The 25,138-nt window shown below is 66.8% G+C and carries 28 protein-coding genes and 1 pseudogene; all 29 read right to left on the reverse strand.

Features of this window, described 5'->3' with window-relative positions; translation table 11 throughout:
* Positions 1-54: 54 nt before the first annotated feature.
* The 29 genes and pseudogenes from ABWL39_RS05220 to ABWL39_RS05360 all read right to left on the reverse strand — a co-directional run bounded on the left by ABWL39_RS05220 (position 55) and on the right by ABWL39_RS05360 (position 25,136).
* Positions 55-810, reverse strand: a complete 756-nt coding sequence (locus ABWL39_RS05220) for a DsbA family protein (protein ID WP_367787847.1) — start codon at positions 808-810, stop codon at positions 55-57.
* Between the two features lie 12 nt (positions 811-822).
* Positions 823-3,729 carry a conjugative transfer ATPase gene (locus tag ABWL39_RS05225; RefSeq protein WP_367787850.1) on the reverse strand — a complete coding sequence of 969 codons (2,907 nt, stop codon included), beginning with the start codon at positions 3,727-3,729 and terminating at the stop codon, positions 823-825.
* Positions 3,729-4,163, reverse strand: coding sequence for a TIGR03751 family conjugal transfer lipoprotein (locus ABWL39_RS05230; RefSeq protein WP_367787853.1), 435 nt, complete (start codon positions 4,161-4,163; stop codon positions 3,729-3,731). The genes ABWL39_RS05225 and ABWL39_RS05230 overlap by 1 nt, the downstream gene beginning before the upstream one ends.
* Positions 4,144-5,613, reverse strand: coding sequence for a TIGR03752 family integrating conjugative element protein (locus tag ABWL39_RS05235; protein WP_367787856.1), 1,470 nt, complete (start codon positions 5,611-5,613; stop codon positions 4,144-4,146). Before ABWL39_RS05235 ends, ABWL39_RS05230 begins: the two co-directional genes overlap by 20 nt.
* Positions 5,603-6,520: a TIGR03749 family integrating conjugative element protein gene (locus tag ABWL39_RS05240; RefSeq protein WP_367787858.1), complete on the reverse strand. Its 918-nt coding sequence runs from the start codon at positions 6,518-6,520 to the stop codon at positions 5,603-5,605. The genes ABWL39_RS05235 and ABWL39_RS05240 overlap by 11 nt, the downstream gene beginning before the upstream one ends.
* A complete protein-coding gene (locus ABWL39_RS05245; protein ID WP_367787860.1) occupies positions 6,517-7,209 on the reverse strand; it encodes a PFL_4703 family integrating conjugative element protein in 693 nt (230 codons plus the stop codon). The genes ABWL39_RS05240 and ABWL39_RS05245 overlap by 4 nt, the downstream gene beginning before the upstream one ends.
* The gene (locus ABWL39_RS05250; protein ID WP_367787863.1) at positions 7,206-7,634 is read right to left on the reverse strand and encodes a TIGR03750 family conjugal transfer protein; all 429 of its coding nucleotides are present in this window, start codon (positions 7,632-7,634) and stop codon (positions 7,206-7,208) included. The genes ABWL39_RS05245 and ABWL39_RS05250 overlap by 4 nt, the downstream gene beginning before the upstream one ends.
* Before the next feature lie 12 nt (positions 7,635-7,646).
* On the reverse strand, positions 7,647-7,964 hold the full coding sequence (locus ABWL39_RS05255) for a TIGR03745 family integrating conjugative element membrane protein (protein ID WP_367788227.1): 318 nt from the start codon (positions 7,962-7,964) through the stop codon (positions 7,647-7,649).
* An 86-nt stretch (positions 7,965-8,050) separates the two neighbouring features.
* On the reverse strand, positions 8,051-8,290 hold the full coding sequence (locus ABWL39_RS05260; protein WP_367787866.1) for a TIGR03758 family integrating conjugative element protein: 240 nt from the start codon (positions 8,288-8,290) through the stop codon (positions 8,051-8,053).
* Entirely contained in the window at positions 8,287-8,664 is a 378-nt protein-coding gene (locus ABWL39_RS05265) for an RAQPRD family integrative conjugative element protein (protein ID WP_367787868.1), read from the reverse strand. The genes ABWL39_RS05260 and ABWL39_RS05265 overlap by 4 nt, the downstream gene beginning before the upstream one ends.
* A 122-nt stretch (positions 8,665-8,786) precedes the next feature.
* A complete protein-coding gene (locus tag ABWL39_RS05270) occupies positions 8,787-9,536 on the reverse strand; it encodes a TIGR03747 family integrating conjugative element membrane protein (RefSeq protein WP_367787870.1) in 750 nt (249 codons plus the stop codon).
* Positions 9,533-11,692 carry a type IV conjugative transfer system coupling protein TraD gene (gene traD, locus ABWL39_RS05275; RefSeq protein WP_367787872.1) on the reverse strand — a complete coding sequence of 720 codons (2,160 nt, stop codon included), beginning with the start codon at positions 11,690-11,692 and terminating at the stop codon, positions 9,533-9,535. Before traD ends, ABWL39_RS05270 begins: the two co-directional genes overlap by 4 nt.
* 15 nt (positions 11,693-11,707) lie before the next feature.
* The gene (locus ABWL39_RS05280) at positions 11,708-12,217 is read right to left on the reverse strand and encodes an integrating conjugative element protein (protein WP_367788229.1); all 510 of its coding nucleotides are present in this window, start codon (positions 12,215-12,217) and stop codon (positions 11,708-11,710) included.
* A 44-nt stretch (positions 12,218-12,261) separates the two neighbouring features.
* The gene (locus ABWL39_RS05285) at positions 12,262-12,807 is read right to left on the reverse strand and encodes a transglycosylase SLT domain-containing protein (RefSeq protein ID WP_232357179.1); all 546 of its coding nucleotides are present in this window, start codon (positions 12,805-12,807) and stop codon (positions 12,262-12,264) included.
* A 38-nt stretch (positions 12,808-12,845) separates the two neighbouring features.
* A complete protein-coding gene (locus ABWL39_RS05290) occupies positions 12,846-13,577 on the reverse strand; it encodes a TIGR03759 family integrating conjugative element protein (protein WP_367787874.1) in 732 nt (243 codons plus the stop codon).
* A 9-nt stretch (positions 13,578-13,586) separates the two neighbouring features.
* Positions 13,587-14,231 carry a hypothetical protein gene (locus tag ABWL39_RS05295; RefSeq protein WP_367787876.1) on the reverse strand — a complete coding sequence of 215 codons (645 nt, stop codon included), beginning with the start codon at positions 14,229-14,231 and terminating at the stop codon, positions 13,587-13,589.
* On the reverse strand, positions 14,228-14,839 hold the full coding sequence (locus ABWL39_RS05300) for a PilL N-terminal domain-containing protein (protein ID WP_182594359.1): 612 nt from the start codon (positions 14,837-14,839) through the stop codon (positions 14,228-14,230). Before ABWL39_RS05300 ends, ABWL39_RS05295 begins: the two co-directional genes overlap by 4 nt.
* A gap of 159 nt (positions 14,840-14,998) precedes the next feature.
* Complete coding sequence (locus tag ABWL39_RS05305) at positions 14,999-17,281, reverse strand: helicase-related protein (protein ID WP_182594358.1); 2,283 nt, start codon at positions 17,279-17,281, stop codon at positions 14,999-15,001.
* Positions 17,282-17,381: 100 nt separating this feature from the next.
* A complete protein-coding gene (locus ABWL39_RS05310) occupies positions 17,382-17,687 on the reverse strand; it encodes a hypothetical protein (protein WP_182594357.1) in 306 nt (101 codons plus the stop codon).
* 101 nt (positions 17,688-17,788) lie between these two features.
* Positions 17,789-18,907 carry a DUF6094 domain-containing protein gene (locus ABWL39_RS05315; RefSeq protein WP_182594356.1) on the reverse strand — a complete coding sequence of 373 codons (1,119 nt, stop codon included), beginning with the start codon at positions 18,905-18,907 and terminating at the stop codon, positions 17,789-17,791.
* 71 nt (positions 18,908-18,978) lie between these two features.
* Positions 18,979-19,635: a hypothetical protein gene (locus ABWL39_RS05320; RefSeq protein WP_182594355.1), complete on the reverse strand. Its 657-nt coding sequence runs from the start codon at positions 19,633-19,635 to the stop codon at positions 18,979-18,981.
* 314 nt (positions 19,636-19,949) lie between these two features.
* Positions 19,950-20,777, reverse strand: coding sequence for a DUF932 domain-containing protein (locus tag ABWL39_RS05325; RefSeq protein ID WP_182594354.1), 828 nt, complete (start codon positions 20,775-20,777; stop codon positions 19,950-19,952).
* A gap of 139 nt (positions 20,778-20,916) precedes the next feature.
* On the reverse strand, positions 20,917-21,186 hold the full coding sequence (locus tag ABWL39_RS05330) for a hypothetical protein (RefSeq protein WP_182594353.1): 270 nt from the start codon (positions 21,184-21,186) through the stop codon (positions 20,917-20,919).
* Positions 21,187-21,193: 7 nt separating this feature from the next.
* Entirely contained in the window at positions 21,194-21,589 is a 396-nt protein-coding gene (locus tag ABWL39_RS05335; protein WP_182594352.1) for a hypothetical protein, read from the reverse strand.
* Between the two features lie 101 nt (positions 21,590-21,690).
* A complete protein-coding gene (locus tag ABWL39_RS05340) occupies positions 21,691-22,320 on the reverse strand; it encodes a DUF3275 family protein (protein WP_367787881.1) in 630 nt (209 codons plus the stop codon).
* A gap of 113 nt (positions 22,321-22,433) precedes the next feature.
* The gene (locus ABWL39_RS05345; protein WP_182594350.1) at positions 22,434-22,982 is read right to left on the reverse strand and encodes an STY4534 family ICE replication protein; all 549 of its coding nucleotides are present in this window, start codon (positions 22,980-22,982) and stop codon (positions 22,434-22,436) included.
* Between the two features lie 323 nt (positions 22,983-23,305).
* A complete protein-coding gene (locus tag ABWL39_RS05350) occupies positions 23,306-23,755 on the reverse strand; it encodes an XF1762 family protein (RefSeq protein ID WP_367788231.1) in 450 nt (149 codons plus the stop codon).
* A 31-nt stretch (positions 23,756-23,786) separates the two neighbouring features.
* Positions 23,787-24,593: pseudogene (locus tag ABWL39_RS05355) on the reverse strand (phosphoadenosine phosphosulfate reductase family protein).
* 177 nt (positions 24,594-24,770) lie between these two features.
* Complete coding sequence (locus tag ABWL39_RS05360) at positions 24,771-25,136, reverse strand: DUF3085 domain-containing protein (RefSeq protein ID WP_367787883.1); 366 nt, start codon at positions 25,134-25,136, stop codon at positions 24,771-24,773.
* Positions 25,137-25,138 lie beyond the last annotated feature (2 nt).

The raw sequence follows: 25,138 nt of genomic DNA on the forward strand, positions 1-25,138 counted from the left end.
CGAACGGGGCCGATCAGCGCGGCCGGGGCCGCGTCGTAGCCTTGAAGATCGGGGCTACCTGGGCATGTCGCCGAGGGACTCGGCGGGCATTTCCTTCGATGCAGTCTCGGTGGTGCCGCCGGCCGCCAGCAGATCGATGGCCGACAGCAGCGCATCGCCCTCCACCGGGCCATGCAGCAGCAGCGTCTTGCCGGACTGGCGGTCCTGCAGGCGCAGCGTGGGCGTGACCTTGATGCCCTCCTGCACGGCGCTCGCCGACTGCGTGCGGATCAGCGTGTCGGGGCGCTCGCTGTCCAGGCACTGCTGGGCGGACGGCGTGATGCCGGGATAGCCCAGGCCCTCGGGCAGGCCCTGGCCGTCGCCCCGGGTGTGTGCGTAGACCCATTCGACGGCCTGCCAGAACGCGGTCGGGCCGCCGGCCTCGCCGACGCACTCAACCAGGCGCGCATTGGCGGACGCGGCCGGCTCGTGCGTCGTCAGCGGCAGGTGGTGCCACTGCCAGTTCACCTCCGGGTGTGCGTCGATCCACCGCTTGAGCACCGGGAAGTACGCGCGGCAGAACGGGCATTCAAAGTCGGCGTACTCGATCACCGTGAAGCGCGCATCGTCTCGGCCATAGCGCCACGGCGGACCGGACGAGGTTGAGGTCATCGTCACCGGCGCCGCAGTGGCTTCGGCGGAGAGCGAAATGGGCTCGGCGGTCGGCGCCTGCCGGTGCAGGCCCAACCAAGCCGCTGCGATCAGCGCGGCGATCAGCAGCAGCGCGACGAAGGCGACGGATCGCGACGGCATGAAGCGATTGATCTGCATCGTGTTCTCCCCCTACGCCCGTGCATCGAGCACCAGCGACTCGATGCCACGGGCGCGGTCGATCTTCTCAGCGATCTTGAAGGCCGCATCCAGCTCGCCGATGCCGTACTGCTGCATCAATTGGAAGCGCTCGGCCTTCTCCTCCGGCTCGGTCTGGGCTAGCGCCAGATAGAGGCTAGGCGGCACCGCACGGAACAGCACTTCCATGCTCTTGGAGAGGATGACGCCCTCGGTGAACTTGCCCGCCTCCTTGCGAGCCGACAGCATCAGCGCCTTCTGCGCCGGGTTCAGCTCGCGGAAGCGCGCGATCTTCTCCACCTCGTCCGGTGGCATGGAGAGGCAGATCCACCACTCGATCATGTTCAACATTGGCTCGGCCGCCTTGGGCAGGTCGTCGATGTTCTGCGTCGCCAGCCAGTACCAGGCGCCGAGCTTGCGCCACATCTTCGTGATCTTCACGACATAGGGTGCGAGCAACGGGTTCTTGGTGATGATGTGGCCCTCGTCCGTCACGTTGATGATCGGACGGCCCAGGAACTGGTCGCGCTCGGCGATGTTGTTGACCGTGTTGATCAGCGAGATGTAGGCGATCGAAAGCTGCGCGTTGTAGCCCTCGCGCGCGAAGGTGGCGAGGTCCACGATGGTGATGTCAGCCTCGGGCCACGGCGTGCCGGGTCGGTCGAACATCTCGCCGTCGATACCTTGGCAGAACATGTCCATGGCGTCGGCCATCTCCAGCAGCCGCGCGCGCCGCACCTCGGGCAGCGAGGTGTCACGGGCGCGCTCGCGCAGCGCATCGCGCACGTCGCGCGTCAGCACCGTCTGCTGGTCGGCCACGCACCGCTGGGCAGCGTCGAGGATGCACTGGCGGATTTGGCTGCGGTCGGCGCGCGTCATGCGCGCTTCTTCCTTGTCCTCGCCGCCGGTGATCATCAGCCGCGCGGTGATCTCCAACTCGCCGAGCACATCGCGCTGCTCCTCGGCTTCATCGCCACGATTCGCAGCCTTGACGGCAGGCTCCTGGTCTTCGTCCAGTGCATCGGCGTCCAACGTCTGCACCTGACCGGGCGTGTCCACGAGCCGGTGCGCGTCGGCGAACGGCGCGAGGCTGACTCCGGCACCAGGCGCGAGCTTCACGCGATGCACCTTGAGGCCCAGCCGCGTGGCGAAGTCGCCAAACAGGCCGAACGAGTTGCCCGCTTCCACGATGAACAAGCGCGGCCGGTAGATGGCCGTCACCTGGTTCAGGATGTTGTTGAGCGTGGCGCTCTTGCCCGAGCCGGTGGGGCCGAACAGGAAAAGATGCGCGTTCATTTGCCGGTCGAGCCGGTTCAGCGGATCGAAGGTGATCGGCCCGCCACCGCGGTTGAAGAACGTGATGCCCGGATGGCCGGTGCCCTGGCTGCGGCCCCACACCGGCGCAAGGTTCGCGGCATGCTGCGCGAACATCAGTTGCGTGTACCACTGGCGCTTGTCCGCGGCTGGATCGAACACGCACGGCAGCCAGCGCAGGTAGCTGTTGAGCGGCGCCACCTCGTCTTCCTCACGCACCGGCTGCAGGCCGGCGTTGAGCATCACGTTCGCCAGTTGCAGGCCACGGCTGTCGAGCTGCGCGTGATCGCGCCCACGCAGGTAGAAGGCCAGCGCGCCGCGGTAGAGCTTGTGCGCGCTGCCGATCAGACCACGCGCCTCCTGCACGTCGCGGCGCGCCTGCTCCGAGGCCAGCGTCTCGCCCACGGCCTTCTTGCTCAGATGGTTCAAATGCGCTTCGAGCACGTCCTGAGGCGTGGCGACCACCGTCAGGCACATCACTGTGTCCTCGGGCATCTGGTCGAACAGCGCGTTGACCGCATCGCCGCCCTTGCGGGTTTCGCCGGTGACGTGGCCCGTGGTGGGCGGCATGCGCAGCCGGTCCATCACGATGATCCGGTGTGGCATGCCATCAAAAAGCCAGGTGCCGTTCACGATGTCCGAGCGCGGCTGGCCGAAGAACAAGCGCTGCGCAAAGTCGCCGCTGGCCAGCTCTATCTCGCCGTCTTCGGCTTCCTCGGGGTAGCGCGTCAGCGCATAGAAACGCTCGCGGTCGTCAGCGCTGGGGCCAAGCAGCGTCGGGTGCGGGTTGAACCAGCGCAGCAGCCAGTCGTGGATGTCACTGGCCTCCATGCGGCGTGCCTTCACGCCCGTGTTGGCGAGGCCACCCACCAGCCGTTCACAGATCGTCGTCAGTGCCTGTTCGGGCGACTGACCGCGCCGAGACATGGTGGCCGCGCTTGCACGACGGTAGACCACCATGCGCACGCGCCGGACCTGGCCGCGCCACGGCAGCCGCGTCACCGTCGTGTCCTCGAACAGCCCGCCGGGCTTGGCGATGGCGCGCAGGTGGTGGCCGAAGAAGCGCAGGTAGAAGTTGGTGAATGCGCTGCCCTGGGCGCGCGGCCGCACGTAGTCGGCCAGCCCGCGCAGGTAGTTGTCCCAGGTCGATTCGTCCTGGGCGTAGAGCTGTACCACCCACGGGTTCTCGTCGAGTTCGTCGAACGAGTCCTGCAGGGCGTTCTCCAGCGCATCGCGGGCCTGCCACAGCCAAGCCATCTCACGGCCTTCTGTGCCGATCGGCACCAGCTCGAAGAAGCCCGCAACCGACTGACCGTCTTCCAGCAGCATGCTCTTGGAGCCGGGCAGATACTCCACCCAGGGCAGCAGATCAGCGAAGGACGGTGACACGCCGTAGAGCGTCTGCATGTCCGCCTCAGTGGCTGGACGGCGTTGCCGGTCTTCCGTGGCGGCCCCCGGCTCCGGGATGCCGTGTGCCGTCAGGGTCGTCACGTGCTGCGACCAGACGTCATCGGCATCCGGGTCGGGGGCGCCGGGTGGTCGCGCCACTGCGCTGGCCTTGCGCATCCAGGGCAAGGACCAGGCCATCAGTAATCCTCCAGACGCTCGCCGGGCATGGCGTATTGCACGCGCTGGTACAGCGGGAAGACGGTGGTGTAGCCAGGCACCGGCACCGGGTCGCTGCCGGCCAGGTGCGGGAACACGTACATCACCAGGTCCGGGTTCGGCAACCGGTGGAACTGACGGTAAATCTCGTTGGTCGCAGTGCGTGTGTAGGCGGCAGCGACGGTTGGCGCCGCCTGTACTTCGGTCTCGGTCAGCGGCCGGCGCAGCCCCTGGCGCGCATCGAGCAGTTGCCGGGCGGCCTGGCCACCACCGGCACTGCCGCCAGTCTCCTGGGTCCAGACGTCGAGCATGGTGCTGTTGCCGTGCGGCAGCAGTTCGTCCTTGCTGGTGGCGCAACCGCCCAGCACAACGACCGCGCACAGCGCCGCGGCCGATTCAATCCAGATCCGACGCATGCTGGCCTCCGATGCGGTGATTGACCCGGCGCCCCTTGGCGTCGTAGTCGATGTTGAGCGGCTGCTCCAGATGCACGGCGACCTTGGCCCCCGGCTGCACATAGACGGCGGCAAAGGCCTGGCCGTAGAGCTTGTTGACCCAATCGGCCATGTCGCGCACGCCACCGGCCAGGATGCGGCCCATCGCCTCATTGCCGCTGATACCGACCGTGCCGAGCGAGCCGTTGCTGTTGGCAACCACGGCCACGCTGCCGTTGTTCGACTTGATCAGCGACGCCGCGCCAGCACCGGCTGCAGTGATCAGTGCCTGCGAGCCCAGGTACTGCTGCGCGTTGCTGCGCCGTTCGCCGCTGACACAGGGAATGCCGTAGGGATCGCTGATCCAGCCCAGGCCGACATGGATCGTGCTGTTCGCACTGCCGCCCTGGCCGCCGCTGCCGTTCTGGTTGCGGTTGCCCTCCTCGGGCATGGTGCGCACCGTGCCGTCGTTGAAAACAAACGTCACCGAGCGGATCTGGCCGCGCACACAGGAAAGCGTCCAGTCGCCCGAGGCCGTGCCGCTGACCACGGCGCCGGCCACGTCGGGGATGTCGATGCCGTTGGCGGTCAGGTTGTCCGGACCGATCAGCACCTTGAAGGGATATGGATCGTTGACCGTGCCGTCGATCGGCACGCGGCCGATCAGCGCGGTCATTGCGATCGAGCCTATCAGCGTTGAGTTCGACGGCACCGTATAGACCGGCTTGGCCGAAGTGCCCACCGCGCGGCTGCCTGCGTCCGATACGGTGCTTGCCACGTTGTCGGTCGTGTCGGAAAGCGTCTTCTGCGCCGGGCCGAAGCTGGTCGGGAAGCTCGGGCCGCTGCTGCTGCCGTTCTTCGCGGACGGCTTCGCGTCGTCGGGCTCCACCCATCGCGTACCGCTGGTACTGCGTGCGCCGCCACTCGGGTTGCCGCCGAAGCTCTTGCCGTCGCCGTCCTCCAAGCCGAGGCCCACCGGCAGCTCGGTCTGGCTGCCCTTGCCGGAGAGTCCGTCCAAGCGCCGCTGCAGGTCTTGCAGCAGGCCCTGGGTCTGCTGGCGGTCGCTGGCCACCTGCTCGCGGTCCTGCTGCACGCGGCCGCGTTCACCTTCTAGCGCGGACTGGATGCGTTGGTCGATCGCGCTCTCCCGCGCGCGCATGCGCTCGTTCTCGGTTTTCTGGTTCTTGTTGTCGTTGAGCGCCGTCTGCAGTTCGTTGCGCAACTGCTTGACCTGGGCCACCAGCGTCGCGACGGTATCGCGCGGCGTGTCGCCCTCGATGCCGAGCGACTTCATCTCTTCGGGCGTGAGTTGGCTGGCGCCAGCGGCGGTAGGCTTGCCTCCGCGATCACCGGAGAACAGCTTGATGCCGACGAACAGCAGCACCAGCACCATCGGGATCAACAGCCACTTCAGGAGGGGGTTACTTTTCATGGCGGACACCTCCTTCGGCCTGGCCGGCCGCTGCTGCCGGCGGCAGGTTCGCCGTCGCGTCGATCGGCGCCAGCTTGGGCAGCAGCGACTCGGCCAGGCCGTGGCCACGGGTAACGAGATAGGCCACGGTGGTGTCGTCTGCGCGCCCCGACGATCCAAGGGTCGGATGCTGGAACGTCGCTGCCACGAAATCGCCCTGCAAGGCCCTCGGGTCCAGCGCGATCCAGCGCGCGGAGGTGTTGGTCAGCTTGACGGCGGTCACCCACTGGTCTTCGAGCCGCCACGCAGCCAGCACCTGCGCGCGCACGGGCAACGTGGGCAGCAGGGTGGAAAGCTCCAGGCCTCGCCGCAGGTTGACCCGGCCGATGCCGGCGACGGGTTCGACCGTGCGCAGCGGCGCATAGAGGTTCTGTGCGGCATAGCGCGTCAATATCACCGCCACGGGCGTCGCGCGCCGCGGAATCGTGGGGGACGTATCGGCGGATTCCCCGTCTGTCGCGGAGGCTTTGGCCGCGACTGCATCACGCAGGGGAACGTTATCGCCCTCAACGATCCGCACGGGTTCCAACGGTGGTTGGCCAGCCTTGGCCGGCTCTGCCGCGATGTCAACGAGGATCAAAGCGCCAGTGTCGGCGTCCTGTAGTTGCAGGCGCGACGGTGGAATCGGCTCGCTCGCGCGCAGATAGATCGCTCCACCCGCGCTCTGCACGCGCAGGCGCGCGCCGAGGCCCTCGGGCATGCCGACACGCACGTTGTGGTCGATGAACACCACGCGCTCCTGGCCGACCACCAGCGGCACGGCCAGTGGCAGGCGCTGCCAGCGCAGGATTTCGACTGCCTGGCTGGTGAAGACAACTCCCAGGCTCAGAAATAGGCCGGCCAGTGCCGGCAGAACATAGCGTTTCATGGGGTGTCTCCCTGCAAAGGGGCGCTGGCACTGGAGGGCCTACCGGGCAGCGCCGGAGGCGGCGGGATCTCGATGCGTTCGGGCGCGTGCGCGTAGCAGTCCAGCGCCAGGCCGAAGGGGTTACGTTCGGGATCGACATCGCTGCGCACGACTTTCAGCGCATAGCGCACCAGCGCGCGCTTGACCTGTTCGGAGCCGAGGTACTCATCGGCGCTCACGTCCAGCGTCACGATCCAGTTGTTCACTGACACGGTGCGCACCCGAGCCGAGGGATCGTCGCCATAGCCGCGGCCGGGAATCTCGTAGATGCCGCGTACCCGCTGACGCAGCTCGCCATTGCCGCGCCGGAACTCGAAGTCCTGCTGAAGGAAGGCGCGGCAGCTAGGCGTGAGGTAGGCACCCAGCGCCTTGAGATTGCGCGGGTAGTCTTCTTCGCCGTTGGTGGGCCAGCGCTGTGCCTGCTGCCAGATGTAGAAGCTGAAGGCGTAGACGCTCTCGGGCGGCACGTCCCACCACTTGCGCGTGCTGCCCGAGCGCAAATCAGGCGGCACGTGGATAGTCAGGCTGCGTGGTGCACTCCACCAACCCAGGCCCAGCAGCAACGCCACGAAGAACAACGCACCCCCGGCGAGGCGCAGGGTCTTGACGTGGGCCTGCAGGTGTAGGACTTCGTTTTTGAAGCGGCTCATGGTGTACCTCCCCGAGGCCTAGGCCGCTGGCGTCGCGTGCTCCAGCAGCCCGCGCGAGTGACGAGCTGACCTCCGACATGGACGGCCAGCGCCGGATAACGCAGCGCGACGCGCCACTGGAGCTGGCGGTACAGCCAGGTGTCCGGCCGGCCGCGCTTCATGCGGCGCAGAAGGCCGCCACCGACGAAGACGCCGATCCCGATGCCGGCGACGATGAGCGTGGGTACCATCGCGATGCTGCTGGTCATCCAGGCCAGCGGCACGCCGAGCACGAGCCCGGCTGCGGCCGAGAGGCCGGCGCAAATCCACAGCTCGTCGGCCGTGAGCCCGCGCACGACCACCGGCTGGCGGTTCAGGCGATGCGGCAGGAAGGTCACAAGCCCGTCGCGGGAAGTCTCCCGCGGGCTCTCGAAGGCGCCGGCCATCGTTGCCGGTCCTTACAGCACGCCGGTGGCCTTGGTCAGCAGCCAGATGCCGACCACGAGCAGGATCGCGCCCACGCCGACGGTCAGACCGAACTGACCCCAGGTGGCCCGGCCCGTGTGGATCTCCGAGTAGCGGGTATAGGCGTGATAGCAGACACCGATGAACATCGAGGCCACGACCAGCAGCGCGATCAAGAGCACGATGTCGTAGCCGTAGTTCTGCAGCGTCTGCATGATGCCGCTTCCGGTGCCGCGCGAGGGGTCTTCCATGGTGGGAAGAGCTGCCCAGGACGCCAGCGGTGCCGCTGCGATGGCCGTCACAGCAAACATGCCGCCGGTCAAGCGAAGGATGCGCGGCGCGGTGCGGGGAGAAGTCGAAGCGTTCATGGCGGGATACCTTTCGAGGTGGTCGGGGGTCAGGACAGGAGGAAGAAACTCAGCACCAGGTACATCGCGACGAAGCGCGCGACGACGCCGAGGAACTGACGCTGGGACAAACGCTGTTCGGCCCAGCCAACGTAGGCCGTTCGCAGCGCCCACACGCCCCATAACAGCAGGACTGCGAAGACGAAACCCAGGACGACGGTGGAAACGGCCGAGGGCGTGAAACCGCCGTTGGCCTGGAAGGCAGCGACCTGATCGGCAGAGGGCGTCATCGCGACACCTCCTGTCGTTCGTCGCGGCGCACGTAGTCGCCGCTCAGCGGCACGGGATCGCGCGGCTGCGCGCGCTGCGGAACGAGGTAGTCCTGCAAGCCCGTGCGCACGCGCTGCAGGTCGGCGCGCAGCCGGACGTAATCGAAGTGGTAGCGGGCGCGCTCCAGCGGAGCGGCAACCGTCTGCTCGGCCAGATGGTTTGCCAGGCGATCAGCCAGTTCGATCTGACGTACCAGCGCAGCGAGTTGCTCGCGCTCAGGCGCATCGTCCGCAGCATGGGCTGGGTGCAGCGACGCGAGCGACAGGGCCAATGCCAGCGACGGCACGGCCATCGCGCGGCGCCATGCGCGGATGTGGCGGCGGATCGATTCCATCGTGCCATTCCTCGTTAAAGCGAATGGCTTCGATGCTCCGGCTCAAGTCCGACGTGCGCCGCAATCAATCGGAATCCATCGGCCACCGCTTTCCGGCACAACGTAGTGCGTAGGTGCGCCGGCTACAGATACTTCTTGAAAGTCGCCGCGGCAATTTCCACCGCGCCACCCAACAGCACCGCGCTCGGCAGCAGGACCAGCAACGGATGCACGCTCACCGGCAGCGCGAGGTAGATCACCCAGGGCAGCACGGCCAGCGGCATCAGCGTGGCCCTGGCGCGGTGATAGACGAAGCCCGATTCGCGCCCAGCGCCGAAGCTGCGCACGTCCCGTCGCACCAACCCGTCGACTAAGCCGACGAAGGCCGCCAGCAGAAACAGCGGCAGGGTCAGCGTCAGCACCAGCAGTCGCACGAGGAAGACCAGCACGGTGTAGGCCGAGGCGGTCAGGTAGCTCTCCACGTGCACGTAGACCTGGGCCATGTAGTAGCGGAAATCATGAGCGTGGTTTTGCGCGCCTGCGCGGGCCTGATCGGCCGCATCGCGCATCCAATCTAGAAACCCGCTTTTGACGAACAGCCAGTCATAGGCCAGCTCGACGAGGTGTTTGGCGCTACGGCCGGGCTCCTGCACGATCACGCTGCGCGTGAAGCTCTCCGACACCAGCGTCAGTTCGTGATTGAGCATGGTCTGTGCGTGGTGCCAGCCTTCCTTGGGCCAGAAGAAATGCATGCCCACGCATTCGATCACGATGCACAGGAAGAGCGAGCCGCACAGGACGCCGAAGAAACGGAAAGGCAGCGTGAGCAGGCCGGTGAGCAGTCCCTGCTGCCGGACCTGCTGGCGCTGTGCGGCGACGGCGGGGTCGTTCATGCCTCGGCCCCTTCGTCGGCGGACGCCATATGTTTGAAGTCCGCCAACAGATCGTCGGGCAATGCCTGGTTCTGCAGATCGGGAACGCCCTGGTTCTCCCACCACTCACCGGCCTCAACGTAGTGCTGGCGCATGTAGCCCGCCAGTTCCTGCAGATCCTTGGGCATGACCTCGTCCGAATCGGGCGCCGGCAAAGGCATGCGCACCTTCCACAGATGGCCACCCTCAATCAGCGCGAAGCACTGTCCCTTGGGCAGGCCGACGACGTGTGCGGGCTCGATCAGCGGCACGCTGGTACTGCTGATGCGGTCCTGCGTGTTCGACGTGAATGCAGTGGTCCCGGTCGGGTCCGAGCTGTCGGTCGCGCCGCTCATGACCGTCGTCGCGTAGACCTCCACCTTGGGCAGTTGCCGCGTCAACAGTTCGGCCGTGGCGGTCTCGCGCACGCGCAACATGAACAGATTGTTGAAGTTGCCCACCACCTGGCCCGCCTTCGCCCGATTGCCGATGCGCGCTTCGATGTCCGAGAGCGTCTGCGTGTAGGCCGTGACCTGGACGCCGGCACCGCCGCCCTTGTTGACCATCGGGATGAATTCATCGCCCATGAGTTCGTTGAACTCGTCGGCGTGCACGTTGATCGGCACCTTCACGCCGGTTGCGGCGCCCGGCAGACCGTCGTCGATGCCGAACTTGTAGATGTGACCTGCCACCGAGACAAGATCGGAGAACATCGAGTTGCCCACGGCCGCCGCAACTTCCGCGTCCGACAGCGCATCGAGCCCGACGTAGACCACAGCCCGCTTCCTGATGATCTGCATCCAGTCGAAGATCGGCCTCGGGTCAGAGAGGTCCGAGTAGTTCGGCGCCAGCAACTGCGCGATCTTGCCGGTGGTCAGTTTCTCCAGCAGTGGCAGAAGCGAGGCGACGATCTTGTCGAAGTACGTCCGGTCGTAGCGCACCGCGCTGCGCAGGCCATCAAGCACGGGGTCGTAGATGCGGATCTGCGACAGGTATTGCTCCAGCGCGACGACGCGCTTCTCGCGGCCGATCATGTTGCGCGGGATGTTCTTGTCGTTCAGCTTGGCTTCGAGCTGGACGATGACCTCCCAGGCCTTGGGCTCGTTCTTGGCGAAGTAGTTCTGGGCGTACTCGATGAACAGCGCATCGATGTTGATGACGTGGCGCTGGATCAGCAAGTAGTCGGGCCGCTGCCCCAGCTCGACCAGCGCTCGCGCGATGATGTTGACGAAGCGCCAGGCGAACTCGCGGAACGCCGCGCTGTTGCCTTCGCCCGAGAGCTGCCCCGCGATGCGCGTGGCGACTTCGCTGATGCGTCCGAAGCGCCCGACCGCGTTGTAGCGGGCACTGATGTCTGGCCATCCGAGATGGAAGACGTAGAACTCGCCTTCGCGCCCGGCGCGCTTGGCCTCCACATACATCCGTTTCAGGAGACCGGCGTCGCCCTTGGGATCGAAGACGATCACGACCTCATGCTGGCCGCCGACCTTGCGGCGAATGTCCTGTGTGATGAACAGCTCTGCCAAGCGGGTCTTGCCGACGCGCGTGGTGCCGAGCACAAGCGAATGGCCGACACGCTCGCCCAGCGGCAGGGTGACGTCGACCTCGCGCGGCTCGATGCCGTGCAAGCGTGGTAGCCCTCCCAACGGTGGCAGCGGCCGCACCGGGTTCAGTGGGCTGTCCCAGGCCAATGCCTTTGCGAGTTTGGACAGTGAATGCGGCGCGAATTCCAGCCGCGCCTCAAGATGCCGCGCGACCCTGTAGATCGCCGTGGGTTCAACGTAGCGGCGGAACTCCGGCCGGTAGGTCTGCATCAGCCGGTGTGTGTGGCGTTGATCCCACCGAAACCCCCGGCCAATGAACAACCGCTGTTGACTGACCGGCACATCCCGGCTGGTCATCACGTAGCGCGGCAGTCGGCGGATGTTGCGTCGATAGCGCAGGATGGCCGCGGCCTCGCGCAACCGGATCGCGCCGAAGGTGAGGAAGGCGAGCGCGCTGCCCAGCCCCAGCAAGGGACTCAGCGCGAGCGACCACGGGGCCACCAGGCACAGAAGTGCGGCGCCCGCACAGACCGCGACGGTGTATAGCTCCACGGCTGGCCGCAGTAAGACCTCAACGGCTTGTGGCTGGGCCATGGCGAGCGCTTCACGTCACGGTTCAATGCCGGTGGAGGTGATCAGCACCGGGTAATGCCGTAGGCCCAGGCGCTGGGCCAGGTCGTCGCCCGAGGCAGGCGACAGCATCAGACCCGGCGCGAGGTGGCGCAGCGCGGCCAATGCCTCGGGTGAGGCCACGTTGACCACCAAGCCGACAGCGTGCAGTTGCTGCAAAGTCGCGCGCCGCTGTTTGAGCCAGGCGCGCGAGCGGTCGTCGTCGCCGACCAGGAACAGCGGCGTCAGGCCTGGTGCGCGGATCACGCGCCGCGGTTCCTCGCCGGGGGACAGCCGCATCGAACGCACCGGCAGCATAACTGCTTCGGCATCGGCTGGGCCGCCAATACGCGGCGCTGGCTGGGATGCGGAAGGCTGACCGGGCGGCGCGTCCTGCGGATTCAAAGGCCGGTAGTACGGCAGCGCCGAAGTGCCGCCCTTGTCCTCGACCACGATCAGCGGCGGGGAACCATTCTTGGCTGCGGGGCGGCGCTCCTGCGCGTGGGCCATCGTGGTCAGCAGCGCCGCAGCGGCGGCGGCAACAAGGGTGCGGTTCATGGCATGGAACTCCTGGCAACGGGAAGTGAGGCGCCTGATCCGAGCACGCGAGTCAGGTGCTGGTGGACGCTGCGGCGATAGCGGGCAGCCGGCGCCCCGCCCGCGGGGCGGTGATAGCGGCCGATGGCGACCAGCCAGTCCTCGCCGGGAGTGTGCTGCTCCTGCAGGATTTCCGTGGCGATGGCGAGGTTGCGGTAGGGGTCGAGCAGATCGCAGGGATGCCCGTAGCGGTGTGCGTGATAACCGAGGTTGACCTGACCGAGGCCAGCGTCGATGCGGTTGGCCGGCGCGCGGGCGAGTGCCCGGCGGATGCCAGCGCAGGCCTCAGCCCGTGTCGCATAGCGTTCGGCCCGGCCGGCGACGTTGAGCGTCCACGGCCAAGGGATCAGATGGCCGCGTAGCCGCGCGCCGCTCTCTTGCAGCGCCACCGCGTACAGCACCGGAGACGGCACGCCCGCCTGTCGCGCAGCAAGCTGGTAGGCGGGAGGTGGCACTTCCAGGGCAAAAGCGAAGGCTGAGCAGGCATAGAGCCCCACGACCATGGCCGCGTGGCCCGCGCGGCGAGCCCAAGTCGGTGCCGTTACTGCCGCTGCCATTGGCCGTTGACCTCGCGCACCACGGCGGGTAGGTCGCCGGGCAGGCCGAGCGACAGCCAGCGCCCGGCGTCATGGTTGAGCGTGATGGCGCGCGAGCGGACGCGGCCGGCGTCGATGCCGGCCTGCGTCGCCCACTGGCGGATGCGGGCGTCTTCCTGGCGGCTGCCGACCATGTAGAGGTCGAAGGCGGTTCCGGCCGCCTGCAACTGGCGCACGCGCTGTTCGCACAGCGGGCACTCAGCCTTCACGAAGACGGCCAGTCGGCCCGAACCCTTGTTGCCGACACCCGGCGCCTTCGCGCCCGGCATGTTCACGCGCTGCTGGCCGGGATAGAGCCGCTTCCAGGCCGCGTCGTAGGCCCGCTGGTAGGCCAGCGTCTTGCCCACACGCTTCGATTCCGCCTGCACCTGCAGCTCCGCATAGCGGTTGCGTTCCTCGTCGCTGCGCGCCTCGATGCCAAGCGCCGTGAGCGGATCAAGGTTCGGGGAATAGATGCCCAGCGGCCCCTGCATCAGCTGGCGGTAGCGTGCCCACTCCTCGGGGCGCAGGCCCCAATCGCGGGCCAGGCGCTCGTCCAGCGCGGCGTCGTTGCTGTTCTGCACCTGGGCAGGAACGGTGCGCGAGGACGCGATCGGGGCCGATTGCGCCGAGGCTGTGCCTGCGGTGCCTGCAACGAAAGCAAGGGTGGCGGCGAAGCAGATCACGGGGTGCTTCATGGCCAGCTCCTACGGCAGCGCGATGCGCTGGGTCTGGCCGTCCACGCTGAACACGGCGGCGCGTGCCTCGATCGCCAGCAGATGCCACGCACCCACGGCATCGCCTTCGCGCAGCAGCCGAACGTCCAGCACCGACGATGGCTTGGGTGCCGCCACCGACAGGAAGCGCTCGCCACCGCGCAGTTCCACCCCCACGACGTTGAACGGCGGTTCGGGCACCTTGGGCTTGGCCGGCTCGGCGGTACGACGGGGCGCCGCGGAAGACGCGGCGGTTCTCTTCATGCGGGCTTCGATGTCGGCCACGCGCGCTTGCAGCGCCTGCAGTTCGCCGGCATGGGCGTCGGTGGCCTGGGCCTGCTCCACCAGCGCCAGGCGTTCATCCAGCGCCTTGCGGGCAGCCTCGAAATCGGGCTCGGTGACGGGCTTTGGCTGGCTTTTGGAGACCGCCGCCTGCTGTTCGAGTTCGGCGACGCGCGTGTTGAGCGCCTGCACGTGCGCATCCTGGGCGCTGGCCTGGCTCTGCTCGATCAGGCGCGACAAGCCCACGCTGTTGACTACGGCCAAGATGCTCACGAGCAGCAGCCAGACCGCCGCTGCGATCTTCAACCAGCGCGTGCGGCCAACGTTCTCGTCGGGAAGCTGCGGTAGGGTCATGGCTGGGTCTCCGGGGGCACTTTGGGATTGGCGGGGTCAGCGGCTGGCGCGCTCGATGCCGGCGTTGCGGCAACGGGGCTTGTGCTCGACGCACGGATGGCCGTCACGCGTGTGAAGCACACCGCACGCGCAGCGTCATCGACGGACAGCTCCCAAGCCGGCCCGGCGAGCGCCAGCAAGGCATCGCGCAGCGGCAGCGGCCCGAGCCGCAGATGCGCCGCCGGCAGCGGCAGCGTGAACAGCGATGCGGCGTCCGGCGCGTCGCAAAGGCGGTAGCCGGTGCGCAGCAGCACGTGCCGCAAGGCATCGCCGACGCCCGCGTCCAGGGTCGGCGGAATCGAAATCTCGATCACTTGGCGCAGCAGGTCGCGCTGCGCCGGTTCCGGCACCATCTCGACCAGGGTGTAGCGGCCGTAGCGGGCCACCGGGATGAGGCTCGGCTCGGGCTCTGGAGAGATGGTTCTGACGAACACTGCAGGCTCGGGAGGCGAGTCATCGGCAGTCAGGATGCTCGCCGCGTCTGTCGCGGCGCAGCCGGTGATGAGCACGCAGCCGGCCAACATGGCAGGCACGGCCAGGCGATGAGCGACGCAGATGAGTGGTTGCATGGGGCAAGTCCCTGGAACACGGAGCCCTCACCATCGCCGCCGCGAAGCGTTCGGGCAGCAAACAAAGGGAACTGGCAGGCGCCCGACTTCATGGCCTGCCATCGATGCGCAGGAAAAAGAAGCCGGCGCCCCGAAGGGCAGCCGGCTTGGGTTGGCGGATCAGGCCGCGACGAGCTGCCGGGCCAGTGCCACCTCGACGGAGTCCCCGTCCTGGTTCAGCACATCCAGTCCCGATTCAGGCACGTCTCCCGAGGTGCTCTGCGAGACCATGATCTTCCTGGCCATCAGCCCCAGGCAGGTCATCTGCGAGGAAGCCGCGTAGCCGAGATAGATGACGCGAACCGGCTGCTTCTGGCCAATGCGCCAGGAGCGCCGGGCCGCCTGCTGCAGGCTGTAGACGTTGTAGCCCGACTGCATGAAAACGATCGTCGGAAACTCCAACAGGTCGAGACCCGTCTTGACCAGCTCCGGGTTCGTGATGAGCACGTCGATGCCGCGGTCCAACTGCTCGGCAATCCAGTCCTCGCGACGGCTGGCATCCACGCTTGCGCGCAACACCGCCACCTTGAAGCCTTCCTGCTCCAGCAGCACCTTCAAACGCGACGTGGTGTCGCGCGTGCCGGTGTAGACCGAATAGACCAGCGTCTTGCGACCCGCAGCTTTCTCCTGCTTACAGATCTCGATCAGCTCGCGCTCCTTGGGCATCACCTCCAGCTCGTTGAACTGAGCTGGAACGAAGGCCAAGGTCTGGCGCGTGCGCGGGTGCACCACCGTCTCCGACCGGAAGCAGCAATCCGGCCAGGCCAGCAGCACGTTGAGGACCACGCCAAGCAGCGTCGTGTCGCGCTTGGCCAGCGCCTGTTTCAGCGCCGAGGTCAGACGAAACGACAGGTCGCGATAGGCCGCGGCTTGCGCCGTGTCCATCGCCACCTCGCGGAACTCCTCGTCGTAGGACGGCAGCACATTGCCGCCGATATCCTTCAACTTCAGGAAGACCGTGAACGGCAGGACGCAACGCAGCACGCCCTTCGGACCGAAGCCCGGCGCCTTGACCGTGCGCACCGAGACCTTGGTGCCCTTGGCCGTCTTGTGCGCCGTGCCGGTGCTCTCGGAATAGATGTCCTTGAGGATGCCGTGATCGCGCATGAACGCCATGGCCGCCGAGGTCATGCTGCCGCTCTTGGTCGGGCGGTAGCCGTCTTCGATCATTCGCCCCGGCAGGGCTCTGAACAGCAGGTGGAACAGGTCGTCGCCGTAGCCGCCCATCAGCGTGCCGGTAAGCAGCAAGGTCTTGCGAGCCTTCGCCGCCAGCACGCCCATGGCCTGGCCCTGGGCACTGCCGCCGTTCTTGTACTCGTGCGCCTCGTCGGCGATGAGCAGGTCGAACGTGCCTTGCGGCAGGTGGCGTTTGACGAACTCGGACGGCTGATAGCCGCCCTCACCGAAGCCGAACTCCATGTTCGCCATCGCCCGCTCCATGCGGTGCGCCTGGCGATCCGAGAACACCAGCTCGCCGTTGGCATCCATGAGGTTGATGAACTCGTGGATGTTGTCGCCGAGCATGGACGCCAGGAACGAGTCGCCGAACTTCTTCATCAGCTTCTGCGCCGTGACTTCCCCGATGGTCGGGATGCGCTGCAAGGCTTTGAAGACGGCCGTTGACTGGTCGCTGGCGGACAGGCTCCGTGGTCGCATCAGCGTCCACAGCGGTGCGCCGCAGTGGCTGCACCGGCGGCGGTAGTCCTCGGCTTCGAGTTCGACCGGGTTGATCGGCTCGCCGTCAAGGTTGGTGATGACCTGGCCGCAGTCTGGGCATGCGCCCACTTCGCCGTGCTTCGTGCGCCGCACGTTGAAGACGGGCTTCCAGTGGAAACCCATGCGCATGCGGACGCGCCCGAGCACATAGAACTCCTGGCCGCGCACCGGTACGCCCAACTGCTCGCGCAGCTTGATGAGCTTGAACAGCGTGTCCGGGCCATTGAGCACCCAGACCTTCGCGCCGGCCACCGTCTCCTGGATTTCACGGCGCCACTTGTAGACCAGGTGCGGCGGAGAGAGCACCAGCGTGCGGCGGTAGCCTTCGGCGTGCAGCACGGCCGCCGTGGCGATGCCAACGGTGGTCTTGCCGCAGCCCATCTCGCCATTGACGATCGCAGCGCGTTCGCCGCGGTCGGCCAACAGCTCGGTGACGGCATGCACCACCTCGGCTTGCGCGCCGAACAGCTTGCGCTTGAGACTGGCCAGCACGAGCTGGCGATGCGGCCGGGCCTGGCCGGTGTAGACGGGAGGGTTGGCGCGGTTGAGCGAGTCCAGCAGCTCGTCGCCGAATTCGGCAACGAAATCCTGAAGGCTCATCGCCAGAGGAGAGGCAACCGCTTCGAGCAGGTCGCCCTGAACGGGCGCGCCATCGGTGGCGGGAACAACGTCGGTATCGAGGGACATGGTGATGCTCCAAGGAAATGGGGCATGCACCTCCCCTGCGGGGCGATGGCATGCCCCGAGGTGGGAAGAAAGAACGGCACGAGGCCGCGGTCGATGAAGATCAGTATTCGCTGGGCAGCAGCAGCGTGGTCACGCTGCGATCCCATTCGGTGATGATCCAGAGCTTCAGGTCAGGCGCGACCTGGTAGGACGAGAACAACCGATCCTCGCCAGAACGCAGCGCGGCGTCGTTCTGGCGCCGGTCGCTGTCGTCGAGGTCACCCCAATCGCCATTGAGATGGCGGCACAGGTACGGAGTCGGATTGAGCCGGCCTTGCTGGACCAGCGCATCGATGCCGCAGGTCATGACCAGGTGCCCAGGGGCAAAGCGTGCTTGCGACGCCACGTTGAGAACTGCGAGTGTCATGGTTTTCTCCTTCAGGAAAATGAGAGGGCCACGGCACCCGGCGGGGCAACATGACCCCGGTGGGTGGATGAAAGGGACGGCGAACCGTCAGGGAAGAACGATCAGCGAATGGTCAACACCTCGCCGCAGGTCGACGAGCCCGGCGTCATGTCCCAGGCACGGATGACCGGCACGAACTTGTCGGTCAGGATGCGCGTCTCGGCCACGGAGCCGTCGTCGCGCTCGGTGTATTCCGTCTGCAAGGTCTTCTCCTTGTGGGTGTCGCCCTTGACGACGAGCACACGGCCCGTCTTGGACTTCACCACGCCGGAGATCGCGCCTGCGGCCAAGGCCAGAGCGAGATGCCAGTGAGACAAGGCCCGCGCCGGAGGCCGCAGCGACTGCTGCGCGGCACCCAGGTGCGTGTCGAGCGTCGGCCAGAGCCCTTGCAGCCGGCCGACTTCATCGGCGAATTGCTCGGGCTCCATCGTCACGCGGTAGAAATGCTCCGGCTCGGCCGGGCTGGCAGGCACCGTGTACGGCAGGAACGGCCATTCGCTTGGCAGTTCCTCCGCTTCGGCATCGCCTTGCCCGATCTGCAGCAGCAGCGCGCGCGTGGCCTTCACCGAATCCGATGCCTGGTCGCGCAGGCGAACCTTGCGACCGAAGATCACGACCTGCTTGAACTGCGCTTCCACTGCGCGGTAGATGCGCAGCTCGGCGAAGTGCCGGGTCAGCCAGCCGACCAGCTCGGCGTCGAGCACGTAGTGCGGAACGATGTAGACCAGCACGCCGCCGTACTGCAGCAGCGGGAGCGCCTTCTGATAGAACAGCTTCTCCAACCTGGCACGGCCCTGGCCCTGGTAGCCGACGTTGCCGTTGGCATCCTTGGCCAGGTCTCCATACGGCGGGTTAAGCCACAGTAGGCCGAAGCTCTGCCGGCTGATCAGCGTGTCCATTAGGTCGCCGTGGATGCAGCGATCGACCAGTTGCCGGGCATGGCGCGCGCGCTCGGCGTCGTACTCGACGGCGAAGGCCTGGACCCGTCCGCGCCCGAGGGCGTGGGCGGCTTCGGCGATCGCCACGCCTTCGCCGGCGCAGGGATCGAGGATGCACAGCGGCCCGGCCGAGGAATCGGGGGGCGCCAATGCGGCGAGTGCTCTTTCGAGCGTGGGTTCATCCGTGGGGAAGTACCCGTTCTTCACGAAGTTGCGGGCAAGCCGCGGGAACATGAGGGCCATAGGAGTCTCCTGGCAGTAGATGAATTGAAGGGCTGCGGACACGCGGGGCGCGCGTGTCCGGTGCAAGAACCTCAAGCCACCGCTTCAAGCGGTTGTGCCGAAGGGATGCGGCTGGCGGACGTGTCGGCGACGAGCGCGCCGCTGCGGATCAGGCCACCCAGCACCTGAGTCAGCGTCGGCACGTCGATGGCGAGCCGGTGGCCTTCTAGCGGCCCGAGGGCGAACGGCAGACGCGTCAGCATCGACTTCGCCTGCAGCAGTTCCAGCACGGGTTCGCGCCAGGGATCGAGAAGCGGCAGCGGGCAGGTATCCCGCACCAGCTTCCACAGCCGGTCGAGCCGGTGTGTGGAATCGCGAGGCAGGAGCGCCAGCGCGCTGGCGTTGGCCTTGTCGGGCTTGACGCAGCGCCGATCGAACAGCCAGATGTTGGTCAGCGAGCCGAACAGCGTGCGCCGATAGGCGCGTGCGCTGCGCTTGTCCAGGTTCTCGACGTTACCGACGAAGACCGGGACGCTCGCGCCCTGCTCGGTGATGATGTGGAACTGATCCAGTCCCTGTTCGTCCCGGCCCAGGGTGAGGCGGGCCAGGAATTCCTGGACGGCGGTGTCGCGCGCCCAGAGGGAGATGAAGACCAGGTTGCCGTTCTCGTCACCGACGACGCCATCGGCCATCAGGTCGGGGCACTCGTCGATGCGATAGAGCGTCTTGGGGGAAGAAGGTGCAGGCATGGTGATGTCCTCGAAGTGAGCGGAGACAGCACCACCCGCGAGGGCAATCACTGCCCCTGGGGGATGGAAGAGAACGCGGTAAGCGTCGTGGCGAAGAATCAGAACGTGCGTCGCAACGCACCGTAGCCTTGAAGGTCTGGGCTACCTGGGCATGTTGTCGGCAACGCCGACGGACATGGGCCATAGCCTGCGCCAAGAGGTGCGTGCCGCGTGAGCCGAAAACCGACCTGGCACGCAACCCTGTTTTCCTTGACGCTTGCGCCGCCGGCAAAGAAAAAGCGGATCGTGCCGCGAGGACACGATCCGCTTTTCGGTCAGGCTTTGAGCTGACGCAGGCCATCCGCGAGCAGCCACAGCGCCCGGTTGAGCCGGACGTTCTGGTCGATGCCCTGGACGGGTCGCGTGCGCTGCTGGCGCCCGTTGGCGGCGCGGCCGTTCAGGCCGCCCTTGACCAGGTTTTCCTGGACCCGGTTGAAGACCGACCACAGATCGGCGCGGTTGTCGTCGAAACGGCGGGGCCGCAGGATCTGGGTCTCGGTAATGGGCAAGGCCTTGCCCGAATCGTCGTACTTCAAGGTCAGCGCCGACCTGGCGAAGACTTCGGCCTCGCCGTTGTCCAGCGTAATGCCCCGCATGGCGTCGCGCGAGTCCTGCACGCGCTCGAAGCCGTGCAGCACCTCGTAGGCGCCTTCGATCACGTGATCGGTGACGTTGCCCTTATGGGGCACCCGCACGTCGGCGAAGGTATCGCCGCACACCAGGCCGTTGTGGCAGACGAAGCGGAACATGCCCGCGAGCATCTGGTAGCTGCTGCTGCCGTCGTGCGAGTTGAGCAGGATGATCTCGTTCGCCTCGGCGCCGTTGATCTGGCTGGCGTGGCGAAGGCGCAGCATGTGCTTGGTGTAGTCGCGGCGATCCTCGTGTCGCACGCGGGTCTGGCACACCATGAACGGCTGGAAACCCTCCTTGCGAAGTTCGGTCAGCACAGCCGCCGTGGGGATGTAGCTGTACCGTTCGGATCGGCTTTCGTGCGGGTTGTCCGCGAAGATGGACGGGACCACGGTGCGAATCTGATCGTCCGACAGCGGATGGTCGGCGCGCAGCACCGGGGAACGAGAAGCGAAGCGGGATGCGAGTTGCATGATGATCTCCTTGCGGAATGGAGCAATCGGCATCCAGCGGCCGAGGCCGGATGCGCGCGATTGCGTGGGACGAAGAAAAGCCCTGCTGAACAGGGCCTGGGGAAAGGGATGAAGCAGCGCGCGCTGCGTGAAGGCCGGCCTACGGAGTCGGAGCCGGCTCCCACCCGCGGGTCTGCGGGTTGAAGCACAGTGCTTCCTGGCCTTTGGTGATCGGCGTGAAGCCTTCTAGAAAGACGTGGCGCAGGTACAGCGTGCGGTAGGTCAATGCCTGCCACGCCTGTTCTTCGCTGAGGCCGTTGGCGATGAAGTGCTCGCGCAGCTCGTCGTCGTCGGAAACCTCGTTGTTGGCCAACTGGTCTTCGACGAAGCGCAGCAGCTCGGTCGGCAAGGACGACAGGATGGTGTCCATGTGCGCCTCACTCGGTGACTGCACCGGCGGCCGCGTTGTACGTCGGCCGCTGCTGGTGGAAGGCATGCACCCGTGCGCGCCAGGTGGCGCACCGCTGAGGCGCCATGTCGAGATAGCGCAGCGGGCACGAGTAGTAGTACGGGTGCTCGGCCTCGACCAGGGATTTGTAGCCCCATTCGCGGCCCTCGCTTTCCAGCAGATGGCAGCCGATCAAGGTGGCCGACTCTTCGGGTGCGAGACCCAGGATGCCGGCCTGCTTGGCGGTGACGCGCACCACCGTCCAGAGCACGTTGCCGACCAGCGTGTGGTCGATGACCTCATTGCGCGACCGCTCGGTTTCCTCTGTCGCGGTCAGCTCGCGGATCAACTGATCGCGCGTCATACGAACAAATGTCCAGCCCATGGAATGACTCCTGTGAGAAAGGGCCGGAGTCCTCCCGCCAGGGAAGGAACCCCGGCGGGTGGTGGAAAGCCGCAGGAACGCGGCGTGGAACGGCGGTCGGATCAGACCCTGGCGAGGTGCCAGTCCTGGGACAGCGGAGCGAACTCGTAGCCCAGGTCGCCGAGGCGGTCGCGCTGCTGACGCAGCACGCGCCGATCCACGGTGGCATCGAGCTTGACGACGTCGCCCAGCGGCCAGAGTGCGCCGAACAGCGCCGCGTCGTCGCCGTCTTCCTCATGGGCCGAAGCCTCGGCAGACGCAGCAGCCGGTTCGCTGCCGAACGGCGTGGTGTCGACCAGCGGGTCGCGCGAACTGCGTGCCTTCTTCCGGCCGGCCGCCTTGGGGGCGGTCGTCGGCGTCGGCGTAGCGGTCTGCGTTTCCTCGTCGATCGGATCGACTTCCTGCGGACTCAGCCGGCTGGCATCGTCACGGCTCAGGGCATCGATGGCTGACAAGGTCATCCCGCCCAGCAGGGCGCGAATCTCGATGACCATGCGGCCGTTGGCGGTGTATGTGGACGGGCGAATCTCCGCGATGGCGAAATCGCCCTCGTACTTGCCTTCGGCGTACTGGTCGAGTTCGGCGTTCTTCACGACGAACTCGCCGATGGAGGTCGCGAGGCGGCCGACGTTGAAGTCGCCGTTGCGGCCGTGGATAGTCTTGATGGCCAGTTGGCCGGGAATGGTGATCATGAAGAACTCCTGCGGACGAAGCTGCGATCACGCATGCGGCCGTCACGAAGACGGTCGCATACGCACGCGAGTGAGATGAAGACAAGACCCCGGGGGAAATGGGGCCTTGCGGATCAGAACGACTCGGCAACTTCCAATGCGGGAGCATCGGCAGTGGCTTCATCGGCAGCTTCGGCGGCGGGCTCGGACGCTGCGGCTTGCGGTTCAGCGGAAGTCGCGGGGACATCCGTGTCGCGCACGTCGCGTTCGTCGCGGTCATCGGTCGGCTTGGGCTCGGCCTTGTAGACGAGCTTGCCGTCGACCTTGATCCAACTGACGAACAGCAGGCGGGCCTTGAGGCTCACCCCCTGCTCGCCGGCACGCTTGCCCTTGGAGTAGGTGAAGGTGTCGGTCCACAGGTCACCCAGGCGGAAGCCGATCATCACCTTCTTCTCGGCATCGACCGCTTGGATGCAGCGGCGCACTAGGTGCTGCGCTTCTGAGCCAGAGACGCGCGTGTCGAAACGCACGTAGGCAACGTCATCGCTGGGGCCGTTGAGCGCCGCGATGTCGCAGGCCAGGAAAGTATCGCCTTTCTTGGGCTTCACTTCGCGGATGCGATTGAGGTACCCGAGGCCGGTGATGTGCAGGTCGAAGAAGGACTTGTCGGTGGAAGTGGTCATGGTGAATCTCCTGAGAACAAAGAGGCGGAGACACACCCGACCCAAGGCGGGGAAGGTGTGGAACCCCCGCGTGGGTTGAAGGGACAGCTTGGGTGGCATCACCATCGGGAGAACCGATGGCCGTTCGCGCTTGGATGCCGGAGCGAACTGGTTGATCAGCGCGGTCGGAACCGCGTCGCAGCCTTGAAGATCGAGACTGCCTGGGCATGCTGCTGACGGGTGTCAGCGGAACATGGCGACAGCGTGGCGCCGGACGCGCGCCCGCGCGAGCGGCAATCGGCACCGGCGGCTGTCCGCATTGGCGACCTGTGCCAGGCTCGCCGCTACGGCGCCTCCCACAGCAGCTTGGGCATGCGCAGCGCCTCGGGGGTGTCCTGCCGCGGCCGGCGCGCACGGTTCCAGTTCCCACCACCGCGCTGTCCGACCAGGCGCCAGCCGGCCGCCCGCAGGCTGGCGCCGCCCTCGGCTGGCAGCGTGTAGGTGATGAGACGTATGTAGCCCAACGCGCGTGCCGCGCGGTCGGCGGCCGCATAGAGCTTGCTGCAGGCGTTGGGCGTGCCATCGGTGCACAGCCGCGTGACTTCGAGCATCCAGCCGTCATCGAGGTGCCGGGCCACCGGGCGGCCCACGATCACCACGCCGACGATGCGGCTTGGCACCGCATCGCCGTCGGTCAGCGCGACCGCCAGGCTGAACTTGCCGCCCTGCACAGGCCGGTGATGCCGGTGGTGTTCCAGCACGAAGGCGTTGGCCACACGCAGCGACAGTGGCATCACGTTGAGACGCGACGATACGGCCCGCGCTTCAATCGCCGCAGAAACAAGCGATGGATTCTTCGACGGCATCGAACAGGTCGCGCTGGTCGGCCGCGAAGCGCGCCAGGTCGGCGTAGCTCGGGCCATCGTTGCGGAAACGCGCGCCACTCGGGCGGCTGGCGAGGTTCAGCGATTCCATGCGTACCCACCACACGGCCGCCTCCGGCCTGGCCTTGATGAGCGCCAGGCGCTAGCCGTGGGGTTTGAGAAAACACAGGTCGCAGTTGCCTTCGAGCGTGCGCCCGTTGACCGTCAGCAGGTCCAGATCGAAGGGCTGCGCCTGCCAGAAGGCGGACACGTCGCGCACGGTCACGCCGGCCTCGGCCAGCGGCATGCACATCGTCTCGTGGGTGGATTCGGTGGAGTGGCCGCGCGCCCTGATCTTGGCGACCCGGCGCTGTTCGTCGGCGCGGATACCGATGAACTGGTCCCAATCGGTCCAGCCCTGCTGCCGCAGGAAGCGGTGCATCGGCCTGATCTTGAGCAATGTCGTGCACCCTCTCGCCACGGGGTTGGGCAGGTACTGCCGCTTGCGGATCAGCATCTCGAAGGGCTCGCCCGCGCGGCTGGCGGTGTCGAAGTCCACCACCACGAAGCCCGGTTCCGCTGGCCGGTACTCCAACCAATGAATGGGCACCTGCCAGTGTTCGGCGCAGTCGCGTACGAAGCGCAAGGTGGCGTCCACTTCCTTGCCCGTATTGGCGAAGCACACCACGACATCCGCGGGCAGGCCGCCATGGGCGTGCAGCACGCGCCAGAGCATGTACGCGCTGGTGCGACCGCCGCTGAAACTGATGCAGGTCGGTTACTCGATCTTGAACGGGTCTCGCATGCGTGCGTCTCCAGGCGGTGGCGCCGGCGATGGCCGGCGTGAGTGGCCCGAGTCGGGCTGGAGACGATCGCGTGCATGCGGCCATGAGCCGCGGCACCAGAGAAAGAGAAGCCCCCGCGAGGGGGCTGGGAAGCAGGACGATCAGTGACCGGCTGGCGCAGCGGATACGGGCTGCATCGACAGGTGCGTAGCCGTGGCCGACACTTCGAGGTCGTCCTCGCTATGCAGGATGCGGGCGAACACCCGTTCCTGCAGGTCGAAGAACTCGCCGAAGTCGTCGCCGCCGAACTCGGCGCGCGTCAGCTCCCACCAGTCGTCGAACGCATCGACGTCGGGGTTGCAGCCCACGGCGTAGGCGATGGTCTTGCGCCGCCCATCGGGCCGGCTCTCGCCGCGCTCGGCCATGAAGTACACGCCCTGGTCCTTGACCAGGATGACGCGGCACTGGTTGGCCGCTGCCTCGGCGAGCACGGGCCGAAGCTCGGTACCTTTGAATCGAACAGTCATGG

Origin of the sequence: Chitinivorax sp. PXF-14, assembly GCF_040812015.1 — a bacterium.
Classification (GTDB): domain Bacteria; phylum Pseudomonadota; class Gammaproteobacteria; order Burkholderiales; family SCOH01; genus JBFNXJ01.

Bases quoted from the DNA above. Each gene is read 5' to 3' on its own strand.
- ABWL39_RS05220 (WP_367787847.1), bottom strand. From the start codon at position 810: ATGCAGATCAATCGCTTCATGCCGTCGCGATCCGTCGCCTTCGTCGCG.
- ABWL39_RS05225 (WP_367787850.1), bottom strand. From the start codon at position 3,729: ATGGCCTGGTCCTTGCCCTGGATGCGCAAGGCCAGCGCAGTGGCGCGA.
- ABWL39_RS05230 (WP_367787853.1), bottom strand. From the start codon at position 4,163: ATGCGTCGGATCTGGATTGAATCGGCCGCGGCGCTGTGCGCGGTCGTT.
- ABWL39_RS05235 (WP_367787856.1), bottom strand. From the start codon at position 5,613: ATGAAAAGTAACCCCCTCCTGAAGTGGCTGTTGATCCCGATGGTGCTG.
- ABWL39_RS05240 (WP_367787858.1), bottom strand. From the start codon at position 6,520: ATGAAACGCTATGTTCTGCCGGCACTGGCCGGCCTATTTCTGAGCCTG.
- ABWL39_RS05245 (WP_367787860.1), bottom strand. From the start codon at position 7,209: ATGAGCCGCTTCAAAAACGAAGTCCTACACCTGCAGGCCCACGTCAAG.
- ABWL39_RS05250 (WP_367787863.1), bottom strand. From the start codon at position 7,634: ATGGCCGGCGCCTTCGAGAGCCCGCGGGAGACTTCCCGCGACGGGCTT.
- ABWL39_RS05255 (WP_367788227.1), bottom strand. From the start codon at position 7,964: ATGTTTGCTGTGACGGCCATCGCAGCGGCACCGCTGGCGTCCTGGGCA.
- ABWL39_RS05260 (WP_367787866.1), bottom strand. From the start codon at position 8,290: ATGACGCCCTCTGCCGATCAGGTCGCTGCCTTCCAGGCCAACGGCGGT.
- ABWL39_RS05265 (WP_367787868.1), bottom strand. From the start codon at position 8,664: ATGGAATCGATCCGCCGCCACATCCGCGCATGGCGCCGCGCGATGGCC.
- ABWL39_RS05270 (WP_367787870.1), bottom strand. From the start codon at position 9,536: ATGAACGACCCCGCCGTCGCCGCACAGCGCCAGCAGGTCCGGCAGCAG.
- traD (WP_367787872.1), bottom strand. From the start codon at position 11,692: ATGGCCCAGCCACAAGCCGTTGAGGTCTTACTGCGGCCAGCCGTGGAG.
- ABWL39_RS05280 (WP_367788229.1), bottom strand. From the start codon at position 12,217: ATGGCCCACGCGCAGGAGCGCCGCCCCGCAGCCAAGAATGGTTCCCCG.
- ABWL39_RS05285 (WP_232357179.1), bottom strand. From the start codon at position 12,807: ATGGTCGTGGGGCTCTATGCCTGCTCAGCCTTCGCTTTTGCCCTGGAA.
- ABWL39_RS05290 (WP_367787874.1), bottom strand. From the start codon at position 13,577: ATGAAGCACCCCGTGATCTGCTTCGCCGCCACCCTTGCTTTCGTTGCA.
- ABWL39_RS05295 (WP_367787876.1), bottom strand. From the start codon at position 14,231: ATGACCCTACCGCAGCTTCCCGACGAGAACGTTGGCCGCACGCGCTGG.
- ABWL39_RS05300 (WP_182594359.1), bottom strand. From the start codon at position 14,839: ATGCAACCACTCATCTGCGTCGCTCATCGCCTGGCCGTGCCTGCCATG.
- ABWL39_RS05305 (WP_182594358.1), bottom strand. From the start codon at position 17,281: ATGTCCCTCGATACCGACGTTGTTCCCGCCACCGATGGCGCGCCCGTT.
- ABWL39_RS05310 (WP_182594357.1), bottom strand. From the start codon at position 17,687: ATGACACTCGCAGTTCTCAACGTGGCGTCGCAAGCACGCTTTGCCCCT.
- ABWL39_RS05315 (WP_182594356.1), bottom strand. From the start codon at position 18,907: ATGGCCCTCATGTTCCCGCGGCTTGCCCGCAACTTCGTGAAGAACGGG.
- ABWL39_RS05320 (WP_182594355.1), bottom strand. From the start codon at position 19,635: ATGCCTGCACCTTCTTCCCCCAAGACGCTCTATCGCATCGACGAGTGC.
- ABWL39_RS05325 (WP_182594354.1), bottom strand. From the start codon at position 20,777: ATGCAACTCGCATCCCGCTTCGCTTCTCGTTCCCCGGTGCTGCGCGCC.
- ABWL39_RS05330 (WP_182594353.1), bottom strand. From the start codon at position 21,186: ATGGACACCATCCTGTCGTCCTTGCCGACCGAGCTGCTGCGCTTCGTC.
- ABWL39_RS05335 (WP_182594352.1), bottom strand. From the start codon at position 21,589: ATGGGCTGGACATTTGTTCGTATGACGCGCGATCAGTTGATCCGCGAG.
- ABWL39_RS05340 (WP_367787881.1), bottom strand. From the start codon at position 22,320: ATGATCACCATTCCCGGCCAACTGGCCATCAAGACTATCCACGGCCGC.
- ABWL39_RS05345 (WP_182594350.1), bottom strand. From the start codon at position 22,982: ATGACCACTTCCACCGACAAGTCCTTCTTCGACCTGCACATCACCGGC.
- ABWL39_RS05350 (WP_367788231.1), bottom strand. From the start codon at position 23,755: ATGCCACTGTCGCTGCGTGTGGCCAACGCCTTCGTGCTGGAACACCAC.
- ABWL39_RS05360 (WP_367787883.1), bottom strand. From the start codon at position 25,136: ATGACTGTTCGATTCAAAGGTACCGAGCTTCGGCCCGTGCTCGCCGAG.